This is a genomic window from Paenibacillus sp. FW101-FHT12H11, from assembly GCF_058790355.1.
Window position 1 is genome coordinate 1 of record NZ_JBYTCO010000008.1, and the last position, 18,465, is coordinate 18,465.

At 48.5% G+C, this 18,465-nt stretch carries 18 protein-coding genes; 9 read left to right on the forward strand and 9 right to left on the reverse strand.

All coding sequences use genetic code 11. From position 1 onward, the window contains the following. The first annotated feature begins 1,148 nt into the window (after nucleotides 1-1,148). From AC3WTJ_RS24415 to AC3WTJ_RS24425, 3 genes are read left to right on the forward strand one after another with little or no spacing between them, the layout of a single operon-like run. Entirely contained in the window at nucleotides 1,149-1,652 is a 504-nt protein-coding gene (locus tag AC3WTJ_RS24415) for a TRAP transporter small permease (RefSeq protein WP_492524037.1), read from the forward strand. Beyond that, complete coding sequence (locus tag AC3WTJ_RS24420) at nucleotides 1,652-2,944, forward strand: TRAP transporter large permease (protein ID WP_492524038.1); 1,293 nt, start codon at nucleotides 1,652-1,654, stop codon at nucleotides 2,942-2,944. The genes AC3WTJ_RS24415 and AC3WTJ_RS24420 overlap by 1 nt, the downstream gene beginning before the upstream one ends. Before the next feature lie 33 nt (nucleotides 2,945-2,977). Further along, nucleotides 2,978-4,039, forward strand: coding sequence for a TRAP transporter substrate-binding protein (locus AC3WTJ_RS24425; protein WP_492524039.1), 1,062 nt, complete (start codon nucleotides 2,978-2,980; stop codon nucleotides 4,037-4,039). 29 nt (nucleotides 4,040-4,068) lie between these two features. On the opposite strand, the gene AC3WTJ_RS24430 is transcribed toward AC3WTJ_RS24425, so the two are convergent. The 5 genes from AC3WTJ_RS24430 to AC3WTJ_RS24450 form a co-directional block, all read right to left on the reverse strand. Further along, entirely contained in the window at nucleotides 4,069-4,827 is a 759-nt protein-coding gene (locus tag AC3WTJ_RS24430; protein WP_492524040.1) for a response regulator transcription factor, read from the reverse strand. Between the two features lie 4 nt (nucleotides 4,828-4,831). Further along, nucleotides 4,832-6,676, reverse strand: a complete 1,845-nt coding sequence (locus AC3WTJ_RS24435) for a cache domain-containing sensor histidine kinase (protein WP_492524041.1) — start codon at nucleotides 6,674-6,676, stop codon at nucleotides 4,832-4,834. A 74-nt stretch (nucleotides 6,677-6,750) separates the two neighbouring features. Then, complete coding sequence (locus AC3WTJ_RS24440) at nucleotides 6,751-7,068, reverse strand: cupin domain-containing protein (protein WP_145657127.1); 318 nt, start codon at nucleotides 7,066-7,068, stop codon at nucleotides 6,751-6,753. Nucleotides 7,069-7,207: 139 nt separating this feature from the next. Beyond that, nucleotides 7,208-8,713 (reverse strand): alpha-glucosidase/alpha-galactosidase, encoded by a 1,506-nt coding sequence (locus AC3WTJ_RS24445; protein WP_492524042.1) that lies wholly within the window; start codon nucleotides 8,711-8,713, stop codon nucleotides 7,208-7,210. A gap of 67 nt (nucleotides 8,714-8,780) precedes the next feature. Next, a complete protein-coding gene (locus AC3WTJ_RS24450) occupies nucleotides 8,781-9,740 on the reverse strand; it encodes an AraC family transcriptional regulator (RefSeq protein WP_492524043.1) in 960 nt (319 codons plus the stop codon). Between the two features lie 217 nt (nucleotides 9,741-9,957). On the opposite strand from AC3WTJ_RS24450, the gene AC3WTJ_RS24455 reads away from it, so the two are divergent. Then, nucleotides 9,958-11,181: an aspartate aminotransferase family protein gene (locus AC3WTJ_RS24455; RefSeq protein ID WP_492524044.1), complete on the forward strand. Its 1,224-nt coding sequence runs from the start codon at nucleotides 9,958-9,960 to the stop codon at nucleotides 11,179-11,181. Between the two features lies 1 nt (nucleotide 11,182). Here AC3WTJ_RS24455 and AC3WTJ_RS24460 read toward each other — a convergent pair whose 3' ends face one another. After that, a complete protein-coding gene (locus tag AC3WTJ_RS24460) occupies nucleotides 11,183-12,019 on the reverse strand; it encodes a phytanoyl-CoA dioxygenase family protein (RefSeq protein ID WP_492524045.1) in 837 nt (278 codons plus the stop codon). Nucleotides 12,020-12,151: 132 nt separating this feature from the next. Between AC3WTJ_RS24460 and AC3WTJ_RS24465 the strand changes: the two genes are divergently transcribed. Further along, entirely contained in the window at nucleotides 12,152-13,018 is an 867-nt protein-coding gene (locus AC3WTJ_RS24465) for an AraC family transcriptional regulator (RefSeq protein WP_492524046.1), read from the forward strand. Between the two features lie 286 nt (nucleotides 13,019-13,304). On the opposite strand, the gene AC3WTJ_RS24470 is transcribed toward AC3WTJ_RS24465, so the two are convergent. Continuing rightward, the gene (locus tag AC3WTJ_RS24470) at nucleotides 13,305-13,460 is read right to left on the reverse strand and encodes a hypothetical protein (RefSeq protein WP_315952360.1); all 156 of its coding nucleotides are present in this window, start codon (nucleotides 13,458-13,460) and stop codon (nucleotides 13,305-13,307) included. 174 nt (nucleotides 13,461-13,634) lie between these two features. Between AC3WTJ_RS24470 and kduI the strand changes: the two genes are divergently transcribed. The 4 genes from kduI to AC3WTJ_RS24490 are packed head-to-tail and all read left to right on the forward strand — an operon-like array spanning nucleotide 13,635 to nucleotide 16,861. Beyond that, nucleotides 13,635-14,468 carry a 5-dehydro-4-deoxy-D-glucuronate isomerase gene (gene kduI / locus AC3WTJ_RS24475; RefSeq protein WP_127449997.1) on the forward strand — a complete coding sequence of 278 codons (834 nt, stop codon included), beginning with the start codon at nucleotides 13,635-13,637 and terminating at the stop codon, nucleotides 14,466-14,468. 35 nt (nucleotides 14,469-14,503) lie between these two features. Next, nucleotides 14,504-15,259: a DeoR/GlpR family DNA-binding transcription regulator gene (locus AC3WTJ_RS24480; protein ID WP_127449999.1), complete on the forward strand. Its 756-nt coding sequence runs from the start codon at nucleotides 14,504-14,506 to the stop codon at nucleotides 15,257-15,259. Between the two features lie 18 nt (nucleotides 15,260-15,277). Next, a complete protein-coding gene (gene kduD, locus AC3WTJ_RS24485; RefSeq protein ID WP_127450001.1) occupies nucleotides 15,278-16,030 on the forward strand; it encodes a 2-dehydro-3-deoxy-D-gluconate 5-dehydrogenase KduD in 753 nt (250 codons plus the stop codon). Then, nucleotides 16,031-16,861, forward strand: a complete 831-nt coding sequence (locus AC3WTJ_RS24490) for a sugar phosphate isomerase/epimerase family protein (RefSeq protein WP_492524047.1) — start codon at nucleotides 16,031-16,033, stop codon at nucleotides 16,859-16,861. It abuts the gene before it with no gap. A 53-nt stretch (nucleotides 16,862-16,914) separates the two neighbouring features. Here AC3WTJ_RS24490 and AC3WTJ_RS24495 read toward each other — a convergent pair whose 3' ends face one another. Together AC3WTJ_RS24495 and AC3WTJ_RS24500 are read right to left on the reverse strand one after the other, a co-directional pair. Next, nucleotides 16,915-17,133, reverse strand: coding sequence for a hypothetical protein (locus AC3WTJ_RS24495; protein WP_315952367.1), 219 nt, complete (start codon nucleotides 17,131-17,133; stop codon nucleotides 16,915-16,917). 92 nt (nucleotides 17,134-17,225) lie between these two features. Beyond that, nucleotides 17,226-18,233, reverse strand: a complete 1,008-nt coding sequence (locus AC3WTJ_RS24500; protein ID WP_492524048.1) for an LLM class flavin-dependent oxidoreductase — start codon at nucleotides 18,231-18,233, stop codon at nucleotides 17,226-17,228. Nucleotides 18,234-18,465: the final 232 nt, after the last annotated feature.

Genomic DNA, 18,465 nt, shown 5'->3' on the forward strand with positions numbered 1-18,465 from the left:
ATATGTAAATATTTTGAAATATAAGTAATGTTATTCATTTTTTTGAGTGATGTTAGGTTTCTCGCAAACGTAGTGGAAAATATCCAATGAAAAACTAAATTTGCGCATTTTTAGGCTGTGTTCATTGGAATTTGTCCAATGAGGGGGAGAGGAAGTAGTTAGTGTATTGGAGAGTAGGGTGCAGGCGTGCAGGAGCATAGGGTTGCAGAAGTGTAGAAGTGTAGAAGTCTAGGAGTGTAGAAGTCTAGGAGTGTAGAAGTCTAGGAGTGTTAGAGTGCAGTTGAGTACAAGTAAAGGTGAGTAGAAGTAAAGGTAAGTAGGAGTGCAGAAGCGTAGAAGTAAAAGAGAGTAGCTAATTAGATGTAGGCGAGTGAGTAAAAAGCCGTACGTCCGCTTTATTTAGCATCGCTCATCACCTCCCCCCGATGAACACATTAAAGCCAACGCCCCGTTGTATTTTTTACAATATACAGACGCTTTTTCCGCTGCAATCTCATCTTCATTGCACAAAATACAATCATTTGAACCCGAAATGACAAAAAAGTGCCCATTTCATGCGAAATGGTTGTATAAACTACAACATAGATGAGTAAAAAGCCAGATAGACTCCCATTTGGTTGTACAAACTGCAATATAGTGCAGTACGGCACTAAGGAGCACTGTCTTTACTCCACTGCATGGCCACCTCTCCACCTCACTTCTCACTTCTCACTTCTCTCTTCACTACTCTTCTCTTTCCCCTCCTCATTCTGCGTCACAACTACTTTACTCACTCTACTCCCCAACCCGCTTCTCGCTACTCTAAACATTCCTCTCTTCACTCTTCACCACTGCTACTCTACTCACTCTGCTCCTCATCCCTCCTCTTGCTACTCTACACGTTCCTCTCTTCACTCTACACCACTGCTACTCTACTCACTCCACACCTCAACCCTCCTCTTGCTACTCTACACATTCCTCTCATCATTCTACACACTCCTCCTCTCACTCCACTCGACAACTCCTCCCTTCTTGTCCTCCCCCAATCTCCTAAAAAAACTACAAAAAAACCTAAAAGCAATGGCGTACCAGCCCAAGCGCTGGGACGCTATACTTAAACCAACCCAAATGAAAGCACTTACAAAATAAAAGAAGGGAGGTCGCTTACGATGCGGTTACTTCGCAAAATAGCATTAGGCATCGATACTTTCATCGAATCAGCCGCACTGATCGGTTTGCTCAGCATGATTATTATCGTTACTGTCCAGGTGATGACGCGCAAGCTGTTCGATTTCGTATTTTTCTGGTCCGAAGAAGTGACCATGCTGCTGCTCATTTGGTTCTCTTTCATGGGCATTGCGATTGGATTTCGAGAAAAGCTTCATCTCGGCATTGATTCCTTCACGCATAAGCTTCCAGCATCCATCAACAAAGTACTGGATAAAGTGATCGAGTTAGTCATCCTCGCTTTCGGAATCTATCTGGTGTTCTATGGCTGGGATTTCACTGTCATGATGAATGAATCCGAACTGCCGGCCACCGGATTGCCCAACAGTACTCTCTATGTCATTATGCCGATCACTGGCGTTATGACCTGTGCTTATGCGCTGCTGCAACTGTTTGGGATCGAAACGAAGCGGCATGTCAATCTTCAAGAAGGAGGCAACCATTAATGGATCCGACCATTGCCATACTCATTCTTTGCGTCGTCTTCGTCCTCCTGATCATCCTGCGCTTTCCGATCTCGCTAGCTTTAGCCGGTTCATCGCTGCTCACTTTGCTTTACTTGAAAGTGCCGCTGGCTACCGTTGGCCAGACGATGATTCAAGGGATGAATTCGTATTCGCTTCTGACCATCCCGTTCTTCATCCTGGCCGGCCAAATCATGAGCGAAGGCCAGATGGCCTTACGCCTCATCAATCTGGCCCAAGTTCTCGTAGGCGGTATTCGCGGGGGCTTAGCCATGGTCAACTGCGTTGCCTGCATGTTCTTCGGGAACATTTCCGGCTCCGCCATTGCGGATGTTTCCTCGATCGGCTCCGTCATGATTCCCATGATGAAGAAAAAAGGCTACGACACCGACTATGCCGTAGGTGTCACCGTCTCCGCCGCCATTCAAGGCGTCGTCGTTCCGCCAAGCCATAATCTCGTGCTGTATTCTCTGGCAGCCGGAGGAGGGATCTCGATTGCTTCGCTTTTTCTCGCGGGCATCGTTCCTGGCTTGATCCTCTGCGTATCGCTTATGATCACAAGCTATTTCATCGCCATTAAGCGCGGCTATACCAAAAGCGAGGCCGTTCCCCTGCGGGACATTCCCAAAATTGTGCGCGACGGCCTGCTCTCTCTTTTAACAGCGGTCATCATTCTTGGCGGAATCTTCACCGGTTGGTTCACGGCTACAGAAAGCGGCGCGCTAGCGTGTTTGTACGCTTTTATCCTAACTTTTCTCGTATATCGGGATATTCCGATCAGCCGCATGTGGGTCATCCTGAAACGCACGTTCCGAACCGTCGCGATGGTGCTTTTCCTCATTGCCGCCTCCGCTACCTTCAGTTATGTGCTCGCCTTCCTCAAAGTTCCCGGCATGCTGACGGATTGGATGCTTGGCATCACCGACAGCCCCATCATCATTCTGCTGATCATCAACGTGTTGCTGCTCTTGCTTGGCGCACCTATGGATATGGCTCCGCTCATCCTGATCATGACGCCGATTCTGCTGCCTGTCGTCACCGCGCTTGGGATGGACCCTGTTCACTTCGGCATCATTATGATGTTAAACTTAGGCATCGGATTGCTGACGCCTCCTGTTGGAACCGTTTTATTCGTCGGCTCCGCCATCGGCAATATCTCCATTTCCGAAGGCACCAAAGCCATGATGCCCTTCTTCTATGTCATGTGCGTCGTGCTCATGATCCTGACTTATATCCCTGGTCTTGTGATGTGGCTGCCAAATCTTATGAAATGACCAACTAATTTTATGAAAAAGGGGATCACCAATATGAAAATGAAAAAATCATATATAACCGCACTTAGCACGATGCTCGGTGCAAGTCTGCTGCTAGTCGCTTGCGGCGGGGGAAGCACTCCGACAACGGGCAGCTCGACAACAGCTCCGGGAGCAGCCAGCCCTGCAGCAGCCAAAAAAGCGGAAGGTCCGAAACTGACTTTTCGTCTGGCTGAAACACATCCCGCCGACTATCCGACAACTCTTGGCGATAAAAAATTCGCCGAACTCGTCAATCAAGCCTCCGATGGCCGCATCAAAATCGACGTCTTCCCTGCCTCCCAGCTCGGTGAAGAGAAAGCTGTTATCGAACAGGTGCAATTGGGTGCGATTGAGTTCACCCGTGTCAGCACCGGAGCACTTGGCGGCTTCAACAAGCAATATGAAGTGTTCAGCTTGCCTTATATTTTCGACAATGACAATCACCAATGGAAGTTTCTTGAGAGCGAACAAGGCACAAAGCTGCTGGACAGTTTGGAAACTTCGCGTATGAAAGGTCTTGCTTACTACAGCTCCGGAGCGCGTCATTTCTACTCCAAGAAGCCTATCAAAAGCATTGCTGATCTCAAAGGACTTAAAATTCGCGTTATTCAAAACAAAGTGAACATTGATCTCATGAATGCGCTCGGTGCGAATGCAACACCAATGCCGTACGGAGATGTGTTCAACGCTCTGCAAACAGGCGTTATCGATGCCGCAGAGAACAACTATCCGAGCTACTTCTCATCCAATCATTTTCAGCAGGCGAAAAATCTCATTCTAGACCAGCATCAACGTGTGCCGGAAGTGCTTTTGATCTCCAAAGTAGCTTGGGATAAACTGAGCAATGATGACAAGGCGCTGATCAAAAAAGCAGCCATCGAATCCGTCAAAACGCAAAAAGCCGAATGGGATAAATTCGAGAAAGACTCCGAGGCCAAAGTCAAAGCGGCTGGGGTCACGATTACCGATGTCTCTGATCTCAAGCCATGGCAGGACGCAGTAAAGCCGGTTATTGAGAAGTACCGCGCAGAGTACAAAGAAACGTTGGAAGCTATTGAAAAGGCGAGAAAGTAATAACAAACCAAAAGGAACCTGAGATCAGCTCAGGTTCCTTTTGGCTCTTGCAGCTTCCCTCCATTTTTCCGATATTCCAGTGGAGAGCTCCCCGTCAGCTTTTTAAACGTATTGCTAAAATAGGCAATATCGCCATACCCCAGCCTCTCGGCGATTTCAGATACGCGCAGGGCGGTTTTGATAAGCAGCCTCTTCGCCTCTTCCATTCTCATGAGGATGACATAGTCAACAAACTTGCCGCCCGTTTGCTGCTTAAACAACTGACTTAAGTAGCTGGGATTCAGATGAACCAAAGCTGCCGCATCGGTTAACGTAATATCCTTCGCTAAATTAGCAGCTACAAACTGCTGTACTTGCTCGATAACTGACATTTCGGCCGTTTCGAGCGAACCATTCATGCCTCCCGCCGCCTCTTTTAACAGCGCTCTACTTTGTATCCATCGCTCCAAACAATCCGCCATCGCTTCCGTTTCCACCGGCTTCAGCAAATAATCTTTGACCCCGTAGCGAATCGCTTTCTGCGCGAATTGAAAATCGTCATAACCGCTCACAAGCACCAGATTGGCTGTCATCGCCACCATCTGCTCAGCCAACCCGATGCCGTCCATAATCGGCATTTTCACATCCGAAATCACTAGATCCGCCGCATGCTTCTGCACCGCATCCAAGGCTTCAAGGCCGTTGGCGCATTCCTGCACAATCGTAACGGGGAGTTTCGTTTGCTCCACAGCCTTGCGCAGCACAACCCGAACCCATTTTTCATCGTCGACGAGAATGATTTTATACATGTCCCTACGCTCCTTCCCGCAGCCCAAGTCCCAGCGGCAATTTCAAGCTAACGGTCGTTCCTGCGCCTGCAAGGCTTTCCAGCTCTAACCCGTAAGCTTCTCCGAATAAATAGGCGATGCGCCGATGCACATTCACGATACCTATCTGTGAAACGGCTGCAACCATATCCTTTTGCAGCAAATCGAGCTGTAAAGCACGCAGCCTTTCTGCCGGAATCCCCGTCCCGGTATCTTGGATCTCGATGACGAATTGCTGCTCATCCAGCTTTTTAGCGGAAATAGTAATATGAACCTGACGGTCGCTCGTCTCGATGCCGTGGATCACGCAATTTTCCACTAAGGGCTGCAGCGCAAACTTCGCAATCAACTGATTTTCCGCCCAATGCGGGATTTGAAACTCGTAACTGAGCTTCTCTTCAAAACGGTACTGTTGTATCCGCAAATACATCTCACAAATATGAATTTCCTGCTGCACAGAGCTCGTAGCACCCGCATGGTTCAAATTGTAGCGCAACAGCCTCGCCAAGGAGGCAACTAGCACTGAAATGTCGGTCATATCTTTTTCCAGCGCCATCCCCCGCACCGTTTCCAAAGCATTCATAAGAAAATGAGGATTCACTTGGGATTGGAGCACCTTAAGCTCGGTTTCCTTCTGGCGAAGCTGAAGATCCTTTTCCCGCAGCTGGGAGTAATAAATCTCATCGAGTAAGATTTGCAGTTTTTCCACCATTTTATTAAAATCATTCGTCAGTTGCCCAATCTCATCCTTCGATTCGATGTCCACCCGAGCATGAAAATCTCCTTCTTTTACCCGTTTCATAAAATATTGCAGAGCCCGCACCGGCCGAACGATGCTTGTCGCAAAGCCAATCCCGATTAGATAAGCGATAACGAGTGTCGCAGCTACCGTCCACCAAATGGTTTGCCGAATATATTGTGTTCCGTGCGTCAATTCATGTTCAGGGATTGTCGTTACCAACCGCCAATTCAAATAGGACGATCGGCTAAACGTATAAAAGGGCTTATCGCCGGTTAATGACTGATAAGAGCCGCTCTCCTGCTGCAAAATATAGTCCAGCTGATCCCACGCCGCCAAGTGGCCAATATCCGTGTACTCCGGGGAATAAATATACCTTCCGTTTGGGTCTAGAATCGATAAATACCCTGTTCTGCCAATCGTTACACGTTCAGCAATTTCTTGAATGCGTTTAAAATTCACTTCCATGATGAGCGTGGCCACAGGTTCTAAGGTATTGGGACTGACCAATCGCTTCACGATGGAGAGGACTGGCACATCTTCAAGCTCATACCGTTCCGAAGGCGGACGGATAATGAGCATGATGTCGCTGTTGGACGGCACGCTGGCAAACCATGGCTCTTCGATAAGCTGCAGCGCAGGTGTCACATTTTTATCCATACTCGTGTCGAGCACCGTTTGATTTTCCATAATCAGCATAATCCGGGAAATGTCCGAGCGGGAGTATGCCGTATCTTTCAGAAGCTGCATCATCGGCTCGCGAATGCCGGAATCCCGCACTTCCTGCTCACTCGTCATACGAAGAAACTGCTGCATGGAGGGATGATTTTGCATCCGGATGGAGTCGATTTCGAAATCCCGAATGTAATATTCGATATGCAGCTTCACCTGCTCAATAATTTGTTCGTTGCTTAAACTAGCTTCCTCGCGCAGCACTTCTGACGACTTCTGATACGAAATGAGCCCAACGATAACCAGCGGAATAACGACCAACATAGCGGAATATACGAGTAGTTTGATGGTCAATGGCCGATCGCGCAAAAACAAACTTCTGTAGAACCACGTCCAAGCCCGGCGGCTTTTTCTACCCATAATTGCCTCCTCCCGTGCATCGATGTAAACGCATTCACATTAAAAGAAAGAAAACCAGTTGCAAGAGCAACTGGTTAACGTTTCACAAGATCTTCACGAATCGGTGTAAATACATCCAGCAAAGCAGATGCTTCCAAAGCTGTTACGCCATGCTGCGCTCCGCTAGGTATGTAAACCGTTTGTCCTTGTTCGATGACCGTCACAACACCATCTATCGTAAACTCAATTTTGCCTTTCAGGCAATAGGACATTTGTTCATGCACGTGGCTGTGCTGATATCCTACAGCTCCTGGCTCAAAGTGAACCTCCATCATCATTAACCCGACTTCAGCTTTCAAAATGCAGCGTTTCACGCCCGGTTCAGCCGGTTCCCACACGCCAATATTCGACATCTACCTTTCCCCTCTCCCATTTAAACGATCCTAGAAAAATAAAAAAGGGCCGCAAGCGGCCCTTCACTTACAAAACTAATTATAACCCAAAAGAACCAAAATGAACATACTTGAAAATAAACGAACATTACATTTCTTATTAGGATGAAACAGCCGCACGGTCTTTCCCTTTGTCTGCTTCACCCGCATTTTTGTTAGCGGCTTGCCGGTCCTGCTTCATTTCTTCCACTGTTTTCACCTTCAAGCGCGCTGCGCCTTCATAATCACGGGTAGGAATGAGATTGCCAGCGGCAAGGCGGTTTTTGGCTTCTTCAATGGCAGTTCCGTACTGCGGCAGCCATTTCTCTTGGGCAACCAACATCTCATCCACCATTTGCCAAATTTCTTTCGGATTGCAGACAGCTCCAACAAGAGGATCCATCATGAACGCTTGACGAAGCAGTTTATCGTCACCATGCACAGCTGCTTCTACAGCCAGACGCTGTACAGAAATGCTGACATTACATACGGCAGCAGGTCCTAATGGCAGATTTCCTACGTGCGGCATCGAAATCCCGTTGCCATCCACATAACCCGGTGCTTCAATGATCGCATCATTTGGCAGATTCGAGATGACGCCGTTATTCACCAGGTTGAAATGTCCGCGATACACACGGCCGGTTTCAAGGCCCTCGATGATATAGGAACCGTGCTCTTCACTACGCTTTTCTGCCGTGTAAACCATTGCCTTATCCTTCATCCAGTTCGGGAAATCCGTCTCAAACCAGTTCCGCCCTTCCGTACATACGCGCAAATAACCGCCCGTTTCACCGTTAATCCAGCTCCCTAGATCAATCCAATCTTGGATTTCACTAGCGCGTTTCCGGTACCATGGCACATACTCGCTAAGATGCCCGTTGGATTCTGTGCTGTAGTAGCCGAAGCGACGGAGCATGTCGATGCGCACTTTCTCCGTGCGGGCATATTCCGGATGGTTCTCGAACGCTTCAAGCAGGCCTTGCGTCAGATCCTTGCCTTGGTGGCGGGCCTGTACGTACCAAGTTTGATGATTAATTCCTGCACAGATAATATCGACTTCTTCTTTCTTCAAACCGTACACGTCAGCAATTTGACGATGGCCGTGCTGCACGCCGTGACATAACCCGATTGTCCGTACGCCGCCGTACGTATTGCAAGCCCATGTCAGCATCGCCATCGGATTCGCATAATTTAACAGCAGCACATCCGGCGAAGCTACGTCGCGAATGTCTCCGCAAATACGCAGCATTTCCGAAATTCCGCGTTGACCGTACATAATGCCTCCGGCGCATAACGTGTCCCCGACGCACTGGTCAACACCATATTTGAGCGGGATATCGACATCCGTAGCAAAAGCTTCCAGACCCCCGACGCGAATCGTACATAACACGTATTTTGCGTCTTTCAAAGCTTCCCTGCGATCCGTGCTTGCTTGAATTTTAATGTTCAGACCATTCTCTACAATATCCCTTTGGCACAGCTCAGTTACCATATCCAAATTATGTTGGTTAATGTCTGTAAAAGCGACCTGAATATCTTTAAACTCAGGAACTGATAATAAATCCCTTAGTAATCCGCGTGTAAAACCAATACTTCCTGCTCCAATAAAAGCCACTTTAAATGACATGCTTATCGCCCTCTCTATCGTGTTCTCTACCTTTCACATTGTATCAAGCACGAAAGAGAAACCGTTATCAAATTTCTAACTTCCTCGTCTCACTTTTGTCAAAAATCCTAACTTCTTTCGGATAGTTTCGTTTCTCCGCATACATGGATTTACGAAAATCGGTAGGCGTAAGACCCGTATAATCTTTGAAAAGCATATGAAAATACTGCCGGCTTCCAACTCCGATGTACTCACAAATATCGGAAATCGGCACATCGGTTTCGAGGAGCAGCATCTTGGCCTTTTCCATCCGAATGCCGGTTAAATAAGCCATTAATGTCTGTCCAGTCAAAGCTTTGAAAATCCGCTGCAAATACCCTGGATGCAAATTAACAGCCCCGGCAATATCCTTCACTTGGATATCCCGGTCATAGTTCTGATGCAAATACTCCATCGAAATCTTCACATATCTTTCACTCTGCGCCTCTCCGCTATTGACTGTTTCACGCCAAAGCCGTGCAATACGAATCAGCAGTTGTGTGATCAGGAGTTGAACCATCAAGTCGCTTTTATTCGCTGCTTTATCCAGCTCAAGCACCAAGCTTTTCATAATATGGTAGACTTCATCCCCATCCCGCAGCACCAAATAAGGAGCTTCTGACGCCAGTAAGGCGATCAACAGGTCATCTTCGGCAGCCAATTGCTGAATAGAGGGGTATACCCCTTTATTTGGCGTAAAACGAAATTCTACATTCAGCATTCTGCATGGATTAGCTGCATCAACGAGCAACCGATGGGGGACGTTGGCATTTATAATCATAAATTCGCCTTTTTTGAGCGCGACCTTCTCGGTATGCGCCGGCTCAGTTTGAACCTCAATTTCGCAATATCCTTGAATTGTATACATAATTTCAGTGGCATCATGACGATGAAAGGGCATTTCAAAGCCTTGCCATTGTTTAAAATAGTACGCCATCACATGCGGGTGACCGTTCGATTCCATTAAGAGAGCCGGAAATAACGATTCGTTATCAGGCATAAACGTCATCTTTCCCTTCCACAAAACGTTGTCATTCCTATCGTCATTGTAACCCCCTATTAATAAAAAGAAAATCGTCTGGCAGTCAATTGCATACACCCTAGAGCAGAGCATACCTAGCCCAAATAAAAATGGACAATCCTGCTAATTTTATGATTGAATAAAAATACGATACTATGTATAATTATTCATTATTTCTTATTTTTATTATAAAGGATGTGTCTATGTGGACAAGAAAAAATCATGCACAGATGAATTATTGGCTGAGGCGAATGCCTCGATTCTATTCGTTGCAAACCGACCTCAGGTCGTTATGGAACGCGGCGAAGGGATGTATCTCTGGGATACGAACGGGAAAAAATATTTGGATTTTATCGGGGGGTGGGCGGTTACCAATTTAGGACATTCGCCTAAAGTCATCACAGATGCTTTGCTGGAGCAATCAAGCAAGCTTGTTAACGCCAGTCCGGGCTTTTATAACAAGCCGATGGTTGAGTTTGCCCGTCTATTGACGGACTTATCGGGGTTAGAGCGCGTATTTTTTGGCAGCACAGGTGCGGAAGCCAATGAAAGTGCGATTAAACTTGCCCGTAAATACGGGGCTGTCCGTAAAAATGGCGCTTACGAAATTATTACCGCGAAGCGCAGCTTCCACGGGCGTTCGTTGGCTGCTACGGCCGCAACAGGAAAGGCCGGCTGGGAGCATATGTTTGCTCCGCAACTGCCCGGCTTTGTGAAAGTACCTTATAACGATATTGAAGCCATGAAACAAGCGATCACTCCGCATACCTGCGCTATATTAGTCGAGCTCATCCAAGGCGAAGGCGGTGTTTATGAAGCTGATTCCGCCTACATCCAAGCACTCCGCGCCTTATGCGACGAACAGGAGGTTTTGCTCATGTTCGATGAAGTGCAAACCGGAATTGGCCGGACTGGAACCATGTTCGCCTACGAACATTACGGCGTAATGCCTGATGTGCTCACACTCGCCAAAGGGATTGGCGGCGGATTTCCGTTATCGGCGATGCTTACGAAAGAAGCGTATAATCTTTTTGAAGCAGGCGACCAAGGCGGCACCTATACCGGGCAACCGCTTGCCATGGCCGTTGGCCTTGCTGTCGTAGGCGAAGTGCTTCAGCGCAAGCTTCCTCAGCAAGCCGCAGAGCAAGGAGCTTATTTGCTGCAAAAGCTGCATGGTCTTAAGGAGCAATACGGTGTGACCGATATCCGCGGAAAAGGATTATTGCTAGCTTTTGATCTTCCTGAACCGCGTGGTGCCGAACTGGCAGCCGCTTGCCTGCAAGCCGGCTTGCTGATTAACTCGTCGGGTCCGAGTACCATCCGGTTGATGCCCGCTTTGATTGTATCGAAAGCGGAAATCGACGAGATGATGACTCTTTTGTGCGACGTGATGGATCAAGTTTTCAAAGATGTAGCGTTACGAGGCTGATTTATCTTTGGAACAAAACCGGAAAATAGTCGTTCGCAAAAAGCTGCCCCTGCTGCGGGCGCGGCCCCAACAGCCGGATATTGTCATGCCGCTGAACGCCTGCTCGATAGCTTGTGCCACCCGGCATCAAGTGCGCTACGATTGACAAACGAGGCTCCACCGTTGTATTGGCACCGGACCCGTGGAACGTTAGTCCGTGATGAAAGCTAGCCTGCCCTGCCTTCAAAATGCAGGGCTCTTCCACCCAATCGCGGCCTGCGGCATATTTGTCCCGGAGCTCTTCCATGTTGGGATTAAAGAACGTATCGCTATCCGGAATCAGCCCCCATTTATGCGAACCGACGATCGTCTTCATCCCGCCATTGGTCAGGTCCGTGTCCTGAAGCGCAATCCAGACAGTCACCATGCCCGGATTGCTGGAACACTGCCAGTAGCCATAATCTTGATGCCAACCCACATTGCCTACCGCCGTCACTTTGTCACCGACACCCGGTTTATAGATGACCTGATCATGCCACAGTCGAACTTCATCTGTTTGCAGCAAGTCTGCCGCCAGCTCCCCGATCAACGGATCGGTGACGGTACGGCGAACCTCATCATTAATCCACCAACCGTTGTCCAGCTTGCGCAGGGCGTCAGGGTTGGAAGTTGGCCGATAATGGTTCATCGGAAGCCCGTCCCCATCATAATCACCACCCCAAATGCGTTCGTGCGCCTCCCGAAGTCGTTCAATCTGTCCATCATCCAGCAGATTCGGTGAAATCCAATAGCCATCCCGATCGAATACTTCCTTATCCTGAGTTGTAATTTTATAAGTTCTTTCTGCTTGCGTAGTCATAGTAACATGCCTCCTTCTTCGTCTTGCTTTCATCATACGGGTTCTGCCGGTTATTGACGTTCACAGACCTGCTGAGTAGTATGAGAAACATAGAAGATAAATAAGAACATGTTCAAAAAAGGAGGCTTGCCTGTGGTTGCCAAACAAAGTCCCCGCTGGACCTATGATGCCGAGTTACAAGCATCGATTCCTGATGTTCCGGAGTTGGTCCTTTTCGGCTTCGATGAAATCAAATCGGCGCTCCCCCTCTCCTACCATCAACATGACGGCTATGAATTTGTACTGATAGAACGCGGGAAAGCGAGCTGGGAGCTGGACGGACAAGTCTATGAAACCAAAGCTGGCGATGTCTTTCACACTTGCCCGGGCGAGCTGCATCGCGGTGGTTTCAATGTCATAGAACCGAGCCGGTTTTGGTGGTTCATCGTCACGCCTCCCCATACGGAAGATTGGCTCCGACTCCCTTTGGGAGAAAGCGAAAACATCGCTAGCGCTTTGCAGATGCTCCCGCGAGTTCGCCATATCGGCCTGCAAGCCATTCAAGGCTTCAGGCAGCTAGGCGACGCAATAAACAGCAACAGCCCTATGCGTTCCACCGCCGTACGCCAGGCAGTTATGGGGCTGCTGCTTGCCATCGTGCAGGCGAATGAGCGTATGTTTTCGCTTGCGGACGATCTGGCCGGCCAATTCGACCTGCTGCTCCGCCGCATCGAGGATGAGCCAGAATGGCGGCCGGATGTGGATGAATTGGCGGGCATTGTCCGCGTCAGTCCCTCCCACTTTTTTCGGACTTTTCAGTCGTATACGGGACTGCCTCCCATGAGTTATATCGAACGGATGCGAATCAAAAAAGCTTGCAGCTTGCTCGCTGAGAGCAGCGCTACCATTACCGAGATCGCAAATTCGCTTGGCTACGCCTCTTCCCAGCATTTCGCCACTGTGTTTAAGCGCATCATTGGGATGACGCCTATGCAGTGGCGGATGTCTAGCGGAGGGTGAAGGGTATTGCGAACAGAGCTAAGGTGGCTGAGTCAGCCTTAGGGGAACTACGGGCCGCTATTTCGCAGAAAAGCGGCGATAATGTTGTTGCTAGGGAACTACAGGGCTCTATTTCAAGGTATTTGGCGGATTTTTCGCCAAATACTATGAAATAGAGCCCCACTGTTCCCCTTCCTTATAAACAAGGCGCATTTCGCAGAAATAGCGCCCTGTAGTTCCCCTCTGCGTCTGCCCCCACAGCGAAACCAAAAAAAGAACGAAGCAGCAACCCGCTTCGTTCTTTTTCTTAATCCCGCTCGTTCGTCGAGAAGGCGCTTTTGATATTGTCCATAATTTCCTCGACCGCGTCACTGACCAAATCGGTTGGCGTCGTACTTTCTTCCTCTGGCTTCGTCGGGATCGTATCGTTGCAGACATGGTCGAAATAATGACTTTTATCCATAGACATAACCTCCTGTAGGGTTGTTTTTTCCTTAATCTTGCTCCTTTATGCACTTCGATGGTACGAATTGTAACCTCGTTCGAAAACACTTGCTTAATCCGGCTGATTGGAGTAAATTAAACCTATATGAACCTATATCAACATAAATAAACCATTCCAAGGAGCGATTATCACATGGATATCCGTTACGCATCACACCCGAACGAAGTTAAACAATTTGACACAGAGCGCTTGCAATCCGAGTTTCAAATCAACGCTTTATTTGTTCCAAACGAGATTAAACTAGTTTACTCCCACGTTGACCGTTTTATCATTGGCGGCGTTCTTCCGATTACAGGTTCCCTGCAGCTGCAAGCCGATAAAAAAGAAATGGCGGCTGATTATTTCTTGGAGCGTCGCGAAATCGGTATCATTAACGTAGGCGGACGCGGGACGATTACGGTTGACGGTACGGTTTACAACATGGATTCCAAAGATTGCATCTACATCGGACTAGGTTCGAAAGACATTACTTTTGCCAGCGAAAATGCGGCTGATCCGGCTAAATATTACTTCAACTCAACGCCTGCTCACAAAACATACCCAACGGTAAAAGCGGCAATTAGCGAAGCGACTCCAGCACATCTGGGCAGCATTAATACATCCAATGAACGTACAATCTACAAATATATCCACTTGGATGGCATTCAAAGCTGTCAACTAGTTATGGGTATGACTCTTCTTAAACCGGGTAACATGTGGAACACAATGCCTTCACACACACATAACCGCCGTTCTGAAGTTTACTTCTACTTCGACATGCCGGAAGATGCGGTTGTTTTCCACATGATGGGCGAGCCGCAACAAACACGTCACGTTGTTATGCGCAATGAGCAAGCGATCATTTCCCCAAGCTGGTCGATTCACAGCGGCGTTGGCACTAATAACTATACATTCATCTGGGGCATGGCCGGCGAAAATCAAATGTTCGACGATATGGACGCCGTGGCTATGAAAGATTTAAAATAATCGGTAATCTCTCTTTTGGAAAGCGATGATCATCGATGAACCCTTTACGCAGATACGAAACCATAATGGAAATACTCCTGGCGCAGAAAGAAGTCACGGTTAACGAACTTAGTGAACGACTGGACGTAACAGGCAAAACAATTCGTGAAGACTTGGCCAAGCTGGAGGAAAAAGGGCTGCTCGTCCGCATTCATGGCGGCGCTATGCTCGCTCAAAGCGATCAGCTTGGCATTCTTTCGGCGAAGGAGCCGATCGTCAAACATGCCGATCAAAAATCGGAAATCGCGACGATTGCCCTTCGCTACATTCAACCTCGAGACATCATTGCCCTCGACGGCGGCAGCACAACTCTTGAGATTGCTAGGCGGCTGGACAATCAGCCGCTTACTGTCGTGACCAATGATTTATACATTATTTCCGAGCTCCTTCATAAGGAAGAAATCCGGCTTGTTGTTCCTGGCGGATACCGAACGCGGAATATGCTTGCCGGGCCTGAGGCTGTTGCCTATGTGAGCTCGCTGAACATTCAGAAATCGTTCATTTCTGCGACCGGCGTTCATCTGCAGCACGGCTTTACGATTTATACGAGCGATCATGCCGACTACAAACGTGCATTGATTGCATCCAGCGCAGCTGTCTATGGCGTCGCCGATCACTACAAATTCGGCCAATGCGCCCTGCGCACTTTTGCCTCTTTGTCTGAGGTTGCCCTGATTATCACCGACAGTAATCTGCCTGCAGAAACGGCCAAGCAATACCGTGATGCCGGCATCCAAATCGTCACTCACTAGTGAAAAGGAGTATGTTTCATGACACTTTTTAACTTAGCAGGAAAAACAGCTTTCGTAACCGGAGCTTCCGGCGGTCTAGGTCAAGCAATGGCCATCGGGCTTGCTGAAGCAGGCGCTAACGTCATTGCTGTCTCTTCTTCCGAAAGCGTACAAACCGTTGAAGCGATTCGCGCATTGGGCGGTAAAGCGGAGCTGATCGCAGCTGATTTAAGTAACGAAGACATCCTTGAAGATGTCGTCAACCGAGCTGTCGGCATTTATGGCGGCATCGATATTCTTGTAAACAACGCGGGAATCATTCGTCGCACACCGGCTGTTGACCACTCCCGTGAAGATTGGCACGATGTCATCGACCTGAACTTGAACTCCGCTTTCTTCCTGTGCCAGCTGATCGGCCGTCACATGATCGAGCGCGGCAGCGGCAAAATCGTCAACATTGCTTCTATGCTGACTTACCAAGGCGGCATTAACGTACCTGGCTACACAGCTAGTAAACATGCGATTGCCGGTGTTACGAAAGCATTAGCGAACGAATGGGCAGGCAAAGGCATTCAAGTCAATGCCATCGCACCTGGTTATATGACAACAAACAATACCGCGCCAATCCTGAAAGATGAGAAGCGTACACAATCGATTACAGAGCGTATCCCGGCTGGCCGTTGGGGCTCACCTGAAGATCTCAAAGGACCTGTCGTTTTCTTGTCCTCTAACGCTTCGGATTATATGAACGGACACGTATTATGCGTGGACGGCGGATGGATGGCGAGATAGATGGGCATCGGGACGCTAGCTCACACTGTCGGTCATCTTCCACTGAATCAATTAACAGAGAAACTGCGCGGACGAGGCGTTGACTTCGTGCAGTTGGCTCTAAGCAAAGCCATCAGCGATATCGACACAAGTTTGGGCAAGCTCAGCCCTGGACTCGCCAATCATATTGGCGAACAGTTCCAGCGCGCTGGTATCCGGATCGGCGTACTCGGTTGCTATATCAATCCGATTCATCCAGATCCGCAGCAGCGTCGCCATGAAATCAACAGATTCAAAGAACATCTGCGTTATGCCAGAGATCTCGGAACGTCCATCGTAGCAACGGAAACGGCGGATTTGACGACTTATCTCGCGCAGGATCCCGAGCGTTATGAAGCTATCGGTTGGGAACTTCTTAAGCAAACCGTTGAGGAACTGGCGGAGGAAGCGGAGCGTTGGGGTGTTCACATTGGTCTTGAGCCAGTTTTCACGCACACATTATCCAGTACGGAGAAAATGGTGCGTATTCTGGAAGAAGTCCCGTCGAGCAATTTAGGGGTCGTCTTTGATCCCGTTAATTTGCTTCCTCCAACTGCCATTCAGTCACAAGAGGCATTCTTGGATCAGGCATTTGCAGCTTTCGGAGATCGCATTGTTCTGGCACATCTGAAGGATGTTATCGTACAAGACGGCAATCTGAAGTCTGTCCGTTCTGGCGAAGGTATTTTCCAAACCAAATCATTTCTGGAAAAGCTTCATCGTGCAAAGCCGGGTGTTGACATTTCATTAGAGCAGCTTACCGACGAAACGATGAACGATGCCTTCCATTTTGTTAGAAGTCTTATGTCTTAAAACAAACTAAAAAAACCTATTCCGATCTTCAGAAGATCGAATAGGTTTTTTATTTATGTTTTAGGTTGCTCCCGTACGACGCGAACAGGCCGTTCGACCCAATTGTCGCGTTTCATTGGCCGCACTTGATTAATCGGGTTATTGTAATCAATCTCCGGATTTTTACCTTCAGCCCTTGCAGCCTCAGCCAGCTTCTCTTTATAACCCGTTCCAGGTGCCGGTCCGCCGCCCCCATTGCGCTTACCTTTATTCCAAACTCTGTTCTTGCTCATCTCACCACTCCATTTTTTGTTTAAGTGTAAGGGCAAGAGCAGAAAAACGCAAATTTTTATTAGCGGATTACACCAAGAGGTACTTAACAAGATCAGCCCTGCATGTCAAATACTTCAGCTAAAAGCCGGTAGGAATGGATTCTCGCTGCCACATCATGAATGGGTGAAACCACCATTAATTCATCAGCTTGATATGCTTCATTAAGTTTGATCATTTGGGCTTTAACTTGCTCCGGTGTACCCACGATCCGCTTATGTTGGCGGTCTTGGATCAAGGCCAGATCCCCCGGTGTATAAGGATAATTTGTTGCTGTCTCAGCCGAAGGAAACGATGGCAGCAGTGCGCCGCGGCCCAGGGAGAGGAAAAATAAATCTGAGCTCGAAGCCAGACGTTTGGCCTCTTCTTCCGTATCCGCGCAAATCACCATAATCGCTGCAAGCGAGTGTGCTCGCTCATTCAGAATCGACGGTTTAAAGTTCTCGCGATAAATCCGCAAAGCCTGCTCGCAATCCGCATTGCCAAAAAATTGCGCAAAACCAAAAGCAGCTCCTTGATCAGCCGCTATTCGGGCACTGTCATAGGAAGAGCCTAACAGCCAAATTTCCGGTGCCGTCTCAATGATTGGCGAGGCATGCAGAGCCGCAAAACGGTGGCTTGGCGGCAGCGAGTCATATAGATAGCCCGTTAGATCAGCAACCTGCTGCGGGTATTGATCTACGCTAGTATATTTCCCCTCTTGCAGAGCGCGCGTGGATATCGGCATTCCGCCTGGTGCGCGGCCAAGACCAACATCAATCCGTCCCGGATGAAGGGCCTCCAGCAGCCGGAAGTTCTCCGCCACCTTATAAGCACTGTAATGAGGCAGCATGATGCCGCCGGATCCTAACCGGATACGATTCGTTTTGGCAGCCAAATGTGCAATAAGCACTTCTGGACTTGAGTGCGCAAGCGCTTGTGACGCATGGTGCTCCGAAACCCAATACCGCGAATACCCTAATTTATCCGCTTCTTGCGCCAACTCCGTCGTTTCGGCCAGCGCATTTGCCGCGGTGCGGCCTTCCCCTATTTGTGATTGGTCCAAAATACCCAATTTAAACATCGTCGATCACCTCACCTCTAACTGTAACACAAGAAAGCACAGAATAGCAAAAAACAGTCAAGCATCCTGCTTTGACTGGCTCCAAAACGATATGGAATATCTATGACGTCGAGTTCTCACGAGTTCTCATTGGACAAAATCCAATATAAACACCCTTCTCAGGCGAAATATCGCCTTCTCGTTGGATTTCATCCAATGCCAACCCTCGTCTCTTTCAACTGCACAGCCTGCG

Bases quoted from the DNA above. Each gene is read 5' to 3' on its own strand.
- AC3WTJ_RS24415 (WP_492524037.1), top strand. From the start codon at position 1,149: ATGCGGTTACTTCGCAAAATAGCATTAGGCATCGATACTTTCATCGAA.
- AC3WTJ_RS24420 (WP_492524038.1), top strand. From the start codon at position 1,652: ATGGATCCGACCATTGCCATACTCATTCTTTGCGTCGTCTTCGTCCTC.
- AC3WTJ_RS24425 (WP_492524039.1), top strand. From the start codon at position 2,978: ATGAAAATGAAAAAATCATATATAACCGCACTTAGCACGATGCTCGGT.
- AC3WTJ_RS24430 (WP_492524040.1), bottom strand. From the start codon at position 4,827: ATGTATAAAATCATTCTCGTCGACGATGAAAAATGGGTTCGGGTTGTG.
- AC3WTJ_RS24435 (WP_492524041.1), bottom strand. From the start codon at position 6,676: ATGGGTAGAAAAAGCCGCCGGGCTTGGACGTGGTTCTACAGAAGTTTG.
- AC3WTJ_RS24440 (WP_145657127.1), bottom strand. From the start codon at position 7,068: ATGTCGAATATTGGCGTGTGGGAACCGGCTGAACCGGGCGTGAAACGC.
- AC3WTJ_RS24445 (WP_492524042.1), bottom strand. From the start codon at position 8,713: ATGTCATTTAAAGTGGCTTTTATTGGAGCAGGAAGTATTGGTTTTACA.
- AC3WTJ_RS24450 (WP_492524043.1), bottom strand. From the start codon at position 9,740: ATGACGTTTATGCCTGATAACGAATCGTTATTTCCGGCTCTCTTAATG.
- AC3WTJ_RS24460 (WP_492524045.1), bottom strand. From the start codon at position 12,019: ATGACTACGCAAGCAGAAAGAACTTATAAAATTACAACTCAGGATAAG.
- AC3WTJ_RS24470 (WP_315952360.1), bottom strand. From the start codon at position 13,460: ATGGATAAAAGTCATTATTTCGACCATGTCTGCAACGATACGATCCCG.
- kduI (WP_127449997.1), top strand. From the start codon at position 13,635: ATGGATATCCGTTACGCATCACACCCGAACGAAGTTAAACAATTTGAC.
- AC3WTJ_RS24480 (WP_127449999.1), top strand. From the start codon at position 14,504: ATGAACCCTTTACGCAGATACGAAACCATAATGGAAATACTCCTGGCG.
- kduD (WP_127450001.1), top strand. From the start codon at position 15,278: ATGACACTTTTTAACTTAGCAGGAAAAACAGCTTTCGTAACCGGAGCT.
- AC3WTJ_RS24490 (WP_492524047.1), top strand. From the start codon at position 16,031: ATGGGCATCGGGACGCTAGCTCACACTGTCGGTCATCTTCCACTGAAT.
- AC3WTJ_RS24495 (WP_315952367.1), bottom strand. From the start codon at position 17,133: ATGAGCAAGAACAGAGTTTGGAATAAAGGTAAGCGCAATGGGGGCGGC.
- AC3WTJ_RS24500 (WP_492524048.1), bottom strand. From the start codon at position 18,233: ATGTTTAAATTGGGTATTTTGGACCAATCACAAATAGGGGAAGGCCGC.